This is a genomic window from Streptomyces sp. sk2.1 (assembly GCF_008120935.1).
Classification (GTDB): Bacteria; Actinomycetota; Actinomycetes; order Streptomycetales; family Streptomycetaceae; genus Streptomyces.
Window position 1 is genome coordinate 50,046 of record NZ_RDBO01000016.1, and the last position, 6,339, is coordinate 56,384.

At 70.1% G+C, this 6,339-nt stretch carries 3 protein-coding genes; 1 reads left to right on the forward strand and 2 read right to left on the reverse strand.

Annotated features, from left to right (window positions below):
• The first annotated feature begins 25 nt into the window (after positions 1-25).
• On the forward strand, positions 26-1,033 hold the full coding sequence (gene sbnB / locus EAO76_RS03065) for a 2,3-diaminopropionate biosynthesis protein SbnB (protein WP_148833049.1): 1,008 nt from the start codon (positions 26-28) through the stop codon (positions 1,031-1,033).
• Between the two features lie 593 nt (positions 1,034-1,626).
• Here the strand turns inward: sbnB and EAO76_RS03070 are convergent.
• Both EAO76_RS03070 and EAO76_RS03075 read right to left on the reverse strand, forming a co-directional pair.
• Positions 1,627-4,407, reverse strand: a complete 2,781-nt coding sequence (locus EAO76_RS03070; protein ID WP_148833051.1) for an alpha/beta fold hydrolase — start codon at positions 4,405-4,407, stop codon at positions 1,627-1,629.
• The coding region (locus tag EAO76_RS03075; RefSeq protein WP_262375253.1) for a condensation domain-containing protein at positions 4,404-6,339 on the reverse strand (1,936 nt) is incomplete at its 5' end. The genes EAO76_RS03070 and EAO76_RS03075, both read right to left, overlap by 4 nt.

A 6,339-nucleotide genomic window follows, 5' to 3' on the forward strand; every position in this document is an offset into this window, starting at 1 on the left:
TCCCGCCCGCGAAAGGCAACCACCGATGTCAACCTTCCACGTGATCGACGGCTCCGTTGCCCAGGACGTCATCGGCTCCGCGCCGTCGGACGTCATGGATCTCGTGCGGGAGACCTACCTCCAGCACAGCCGCGGGGCCACCGTGAACCCCAACAGCCACTTCCTGCGCTTCCCGCACGATCCCGGCGCCCGGATCATCGCTCTGCCCGCCCATCTCGGCGGCGACGCACCGGTCTCCGGCCTCAAGTGGATCGCCAGCTACCCGCAGAACGTGAACCAGAACCTGCCGCGCGCCTCCGCCGTCCTCCTGCTGAACGACGCCGAGACCGGCTACCCGTTCGCCTGCCTGGAGGCGTCCGGCATCAGCGCCGCCCGCACCGCGGCGTCCGCCGCGCTCGCCGTGGAGACCCTCGCCGCCGACGACGGCCCGAAGACGGTGCTCTTCGTCGGCGCCGGCATCATCGGCCGGACCGTCTCCGACTTCCTCGCGGCACGCGGCACCGACGTCCGCGAATGCCTGGTCCACGACCACGTCGACACGTACGCCAAGACCTTCGCCTCCTACGCCGCCGACACCCACGGCTGGCAGACCCGCACCGTGCCGCAGGTCGACGCGGCCCTGGCCACCGCCGACCTGGTCGTCCTCGCCACCACCGCCCCGGCGCCCTGGCTGACCGACCAGCAGACCGTCCTGCCGGGCCAGCTCATCCTGAACCTGTCCCTGCGCGACATCCACCCCACCGTCATGATCAAGTGCAACAACGTCCTGGACGACATCGACCACTGTCTCACCGCACAGACCTCGCCCCACCTGACGGAGATGGAGTACGGCACGCGCGACTTCATCAACGGCACACTGGCCGACGTGCTGCGCGGCGATGTGACCCTGTCCCACGACCGCCCCACCGTCTTCTCCCCGTTCGGCCTCGGCGTCCTCGACCTGGCCGTCGGCCACCACATCTACCGAACCGCCCTGGCCACCGGCCGCGCCACCGAGATACCGGGCTTCTTCCCCGAGCTGAAGCGCTGGTGAGCCGGGCGGCACCGGCCGCTTCCCTCCGACGCCCCGGTCTCGCGCTCCCACCGAACACATGGTGGGAYCGACGAGACCGGGGCCTCGGCATGTGCGCCGAAAGAGGCAGGGAGGAGCGGGGAGGGGAATGCGGCAGGGCCGGGGCGGAGGCTTCACCGGCAGCGAGGTCGGGGCAACGCCGGACAGGGAGCCCGCGGAGCCCCAGGGTTCCGAAGCCCTGGACCACCCCTGGCCGCCCTGGACCGACGGCGCGGGACGAGGCCGGGGCCGGACTCCCGCAGCGGCCTCCGGCCCGGTGCACCGCGCGGTCCGGCCCGGCGGAGCGGGGCGGACCGCGCGGTGCACCCGCGCGGTCCGGCCCGGCGGAGCGGGGCGGACCGCGCGGTGCACGGCCGAGCGGTCCGGGCAGAGGCCCGGTGGGGCCGGGTGGGATGACCGGGCGGGGTGGTGTGCTCCCCCGGGCCACGGCCGTCGCCACCGCCGCTCATGGATGGCGGAGAGCCTGTCGGCGGACGCGACGAGGGCCCACCACATTTCCGTGGTGGGCCCTCGTCGCGTCCGCCGGCTCCCGTTGCTCCGGCGACGGTCCGCGGTCAGACCTGCAGCAGCTCCCGGTCGGTGTCGTCGGCCGGCGCCGTCTCCCGCAACGCGGAGACCACGGCGTCCAGTTGCTCGTCGCCCCTGACCATCTCCATGTGCCGACCCGGCATCGTCCGCTGGGTCAGACCTTCCGGATAGAGCCCGCGCCAGTGGGCGAGGTACTGGGCCTCCGGCACCTCGTCACCGCTGCCGTCGCGCACCGTGTCGCTGACGAACAGCGTCGCCCTGGCCACCGAGCGGCCGGGCCGGTAGGCGGCGAGCGAGCGCACCTCGGCCTCCAGCACCTCGAAGGGGAGCCACTCGTCGAGCGTGACCATGTCCTCGCCGATGTTCATCTCCGGAGCCAAGCGCTTCAACTCCCGCTCCGTCGCGGCACGTTGGGCACCGCGCTCGTCCTGGCCGCGGTGCCACAGCTCGTTCACCCGGCGGTAGACCTCGGCGTACTGCTGGAAGCGGTCCCGCTGGTCTTCGCCGGTCACCGCCGGCTCCAGCAGGTAGAGCCCGGCCACCTCCTCCGGGGCCCGTACACCCATCGCGTGTGCGATCACCGCGCCGGTCGACCATCCGAGGATGGCGCACGGACCCGTGGGCCGTACACGGCGGATCTCCCGCCAGTACCGGTCCGCGATCGACTCGAACCCGACGAGCGGCGCCTCGTCCGCGTTCAGCCCCGGCGCCTGGATGCCGTACACGGTGAACCTGCCCGTCAGGCACCGTGCGAGAGCCCGGTAGGGGTGGGTGCTGCCGCCGCCCGGGTGCACACAGAAGAGGGCGGGCAGCTCCGGGTCCGCCACGGACGACAGGAGCACCACCAGCCCGGCCGAAGCCGCCTGCGGGACATCCAGCGCGGCCGCCAGCCGGGCCACCGTCGGGTGCCGCACGAACTGCTGGAGGGTGACGCCCAGGCCGGCTTCCCGCAGCCGGGAAACCACCCGCACCGCGCTGATCGACTGTCCGCCCAGTTCGAAGAAGTTGTCGTGGATGCCGATGGTGTCGATGCCGAGGACGTCGGACCAGACCGCGGTGATGGTCTCTTCCGTCGAGTTGCGGGGTGCGGTGTAGGTGGTGGCGAGTTCGGGGCGGTCGTGGCCGGGTGCGGGCAGTGCCTTGGTGTCGACCTTCCCGTTGGGGGTGAGGGGCAGCCGGTCGAGGGGGACGTAGAGGGCCGGGACCATGTAGTCGGGCATGCCCAACAGCGTGGCGATCAGCTCCGGCGAACGATCCAGACACACCCCGACCAACGTGTCCGGGGAAATACCCATGCCCCGCAGATGATGGGCCAGCCGGTTCGCACGCGCGTTGACCTCACCATAGGTCCAGCACCGATCCCCATGCGTGACAGCAACCACACCCGGCCCCGCCGCCACACGCTCCTCCACCAGCCGGTGAATGGTCGCCGTATCCGGATACGGACCAGCCACACCATTCCACCCGACCAACACCTCCCCCAACTCCCCCACCGTCAACATGTTGAGATCGCCGATTCGGGCGTCGGGCGAGTCCACCACGGAGGTCAGCAGGCTTTCGAGGTGGCCGGCCATGCGCTCGATCGTCTGCGCGTCGAACATGCTCCGGTCGTAGACGAAGCGGAACTCCAGGGCCCGGCCCGCCGACACGACGAGGGTCAGCGGGTACCCGGTGCGTTCCACACAGTTGACAAGGCGTCGGGTCAGTCCCTCGGGAAAGTCCGACGGCTTCTGAACCACCGGATAGTTCTCGAAGACGAGGATCGACCGGAACAGTGGCTCGCCGCGCGGGATCCGGCTGTGCTTCTGCACGTCGACGAGGTGGCAGTACTCCCACTGCCGCATCTCCAGCTGTTCGTCCTGGAGATCCTTCAGCCACTCGGAGACGACCAGGTCTCCCGTGAGCCGGCCGCGGACCGGCAGCGTGTTGATGAACAGGCCCATCATCGACTCCACGCCGGGCAGATCGATCGACCGGCCCGAGATGGTGGAGCCGAACAGCACCTCGTCCTGGCGGCTGTACCGTGAGAGCAGGATCGACCACAGGCCCTGCACCAGTGTGTTCATCGTGACGCGCTGGGACTTGGCGTAGTCCCGGGCCCGTGCGAACAGCTCCGCGGAGGCACATACCTCGAACTCGCCGATTCCCGTGTCACCGGTGTCCCGGTCGACGTTCAGCGCGGTGGGCTCGCCGACGCCCGCCAGGTAGTCGGTCCAGAACGCCGCGGAGCCGTCGTCCTGACGGGAGTTGAGCCACTCGATGTAGCGGCGGTAGGGGACGGTCGTCGGCAGTTCGGCGGAAGTGCCGTCGAGCAACGCGCGGTAGAGGGCGAACAGTTCCTTCTGGAGGATCTGCACACTCCAGCCGTCGAGGAGGATGTGGTGGAACGACCAGACGACGATCCGGCGCTCCTCCCCCGTCAGCAGCACGGTGACCCGGACCAGCGGGGCCCGTGAGAGGTCGAATCCCCGGTCCCAGTCCTCGGCCAGGAAGGCGCTCAGCCGGTCCTCCTGATCGGACAGGCCGCGCAGATCCCTCACTTCGAAGGGCAGCGGAGCTCGGCGCTGCACCACCTGCATCGGCTCCGACACCCCCTCCCACACGAACGCGCTGCGCAGGATCGAATGCCGGTCGACGAGCTGCTGCCAGGCGACTCCGAACAGCGCCTCGTCGAAGGATCCCTCGACCTCCTCCGTCATCTGCACCATGTACGGGCGCGTGTCGGAAGTGTCCTCCAGCGAGTGGTAAAGCATGCCGAACTGCAGGGGCGAGAGCCCGTAGACGTCTTCCACGTTGTGCGCACTCATATCGAGAACCTCTTCAGGATCGCGGCCATGTCGGCGTCACCGACATCGGTGAGGGGAACACCGGGGGACTCCCGGCGGGCGTCGGCGGCTCCGTCCGCACTGCCGGCGACCAGCTCGCGCAGGTGGCCGACGATGCCTTCGGCCAGGCGCTCGACGGTGCGCCGCTCGTGCAGCGCGGTCGAGTAGTTGATGTACAGGCCGAACGTGTCGCCCTCGACTGCGGCGGTCACGTCCAGCACGTTCCAGCGCATGCCGTCCGGACTGATCGAGTGGCCCTTGGACTCGCCGGGACCGGCGTACCGCCCGATGCCGGGCAGCTCCCTGGTGAACTGCCCCAGGTAGTTGAAGTTCACTTCCGGGGTGGGTTGCCGGCCCAGCACCGCGGCCACGTCCGGGGCACCGAGATGGCGCAGGATGCCGTAGCCGACGCCCTTGTTGGGGATCCGCGCCAGCTGCTCGCGGACGGAGTCGAGCGAGGCCACCGGGTCGGTGGCTCCCGGGGCCAGCCGCAGCGCGACGGGGAAGACGGACGTGAACCATCCGACCGTTCGCGACAGGTCCACGTCCGGGAACAGGTCCTCACGGCCATGTCCCTCCAGACCGACCAGGATCTCGTCGTCCCCCGTCCAGTCCCGCAGGGCGTGCGCCAGTGCGGTGAGCAACGCGTCGTTGATCTGGGTGCTGAAGGCCCGTGGCACGTCGCGCAGCAGGGCACGCGTCTCCTCGGGGCCGAGCTCCGCCATGACACTGGCGGAGGATCCCAGGTCGTTGCGGCCGTCCAGGTCACGCGGCACCCGGCCGGCCGGCTTGGGCTCGGCCCAGTAGGCGTACTCGGCCCGTGCCTGGGCGGAGTCGGCGAAGCCGTTCAGCCGCTGGGCCCACGACCGGAACGACGTCGTCTTCGCCGGCAGCAGGGGCGCGAGACCGGCAACCCGCCGCTCGTAGCAACTTCCCAGGTCCTCCAGGAGGATTCGCCAGGACACACCGTCGACCGCCAGATGGTGTACGACGGTGAGCAACCGCTGCCCGCGCTTCGGCCCCAGCTCCAGCAGGGCGGCCCGCAGCAACGGGCCCTTGGCCAGGCCGAGGCTCTGCTGCGTCTCCTCCGCGATGTCCAGCGACACCGCCGCCAGGGACTCGTCCGGGACTCCGGACAGGTCGTGCACGTCGAGGATGTCGGTGTCCGCGGTCTCGTCCAGGTACTGCCGCCAGCCGTCGGGCCCGTCCACGCAGCGCAACCGCAGCGCGTCGTGATGCTCGATCAGGTCGGCCAGCGCGAGCCGCAGCACGTCGGGGGCGAGCCCGTCGGTGACGAGGAGTTCGGCCTGGTTGAAGTGGTCGAACGTCGGCAGGTCCTTCTCGAAGAACCAGTGCTGGATCGGTGTCAGCGGGACCTCGCCCGCCACACGGCCCTGCTCCGCGTCGACCGGCGCGGCCGCAGCGGCGTGGACCGCGATCTCGGCGATCGTCTGGTTCTTGAAGATCAGCCGCGGAGTCAGGTGCACACCGAACTTCTTGGCCCGGGCGATCATCTGAATGCTGACGATCGAATCCCCGCCCAGTTCGAAGAAGTTGTCGTGGATGCCGATGGTGTCGATGCCGAGGATCTCGGACCAGATCGCGGCAAGGGTGCGCTCGGTGTCCGTCCGGGGTGCGGTGTAGGTGGTGGCGAGTTCGGGGCGGTCGTGGCCGGGTGCGGGCAGTGCCTTGGTGTCGACCTTCCCGTTGGGGGTGAGGGGCAGCCGGTCGAGGGGGACGTAGAGGGCCGGGACCATGTAGTCGGGCAGCTGCCGCTGGAGATGGGTGCGGAGTTGGTGTGCGGTGGGGGTGTTGCCGGGAGTGGCGACGATGTAGGCGACGAGCTGTTTGTTGCCGGGGGTGTCTTCGCGGGTGGTGACGGTGGTGGTGTGGATGTGGGGGTGGATGTGGGGG

What these genes read in the sequence shown, in the direction of transcription:
- sbnB (WP_148833049.1), top strand. Translation starts at nt 26, where the DNA reads ATGTCAACCTTCCACGTGATCGACGGCTCCGTTGCCCAGGACGTCATC.
- EAO76_RS03070 (WP_148833051.1), bottom strand. Translation starts at nt 4,407, where the DNA reads ATGAGTGCGCACAACGTGGAAGACGTCTACGGGCTCTCGCCCCTGCAG.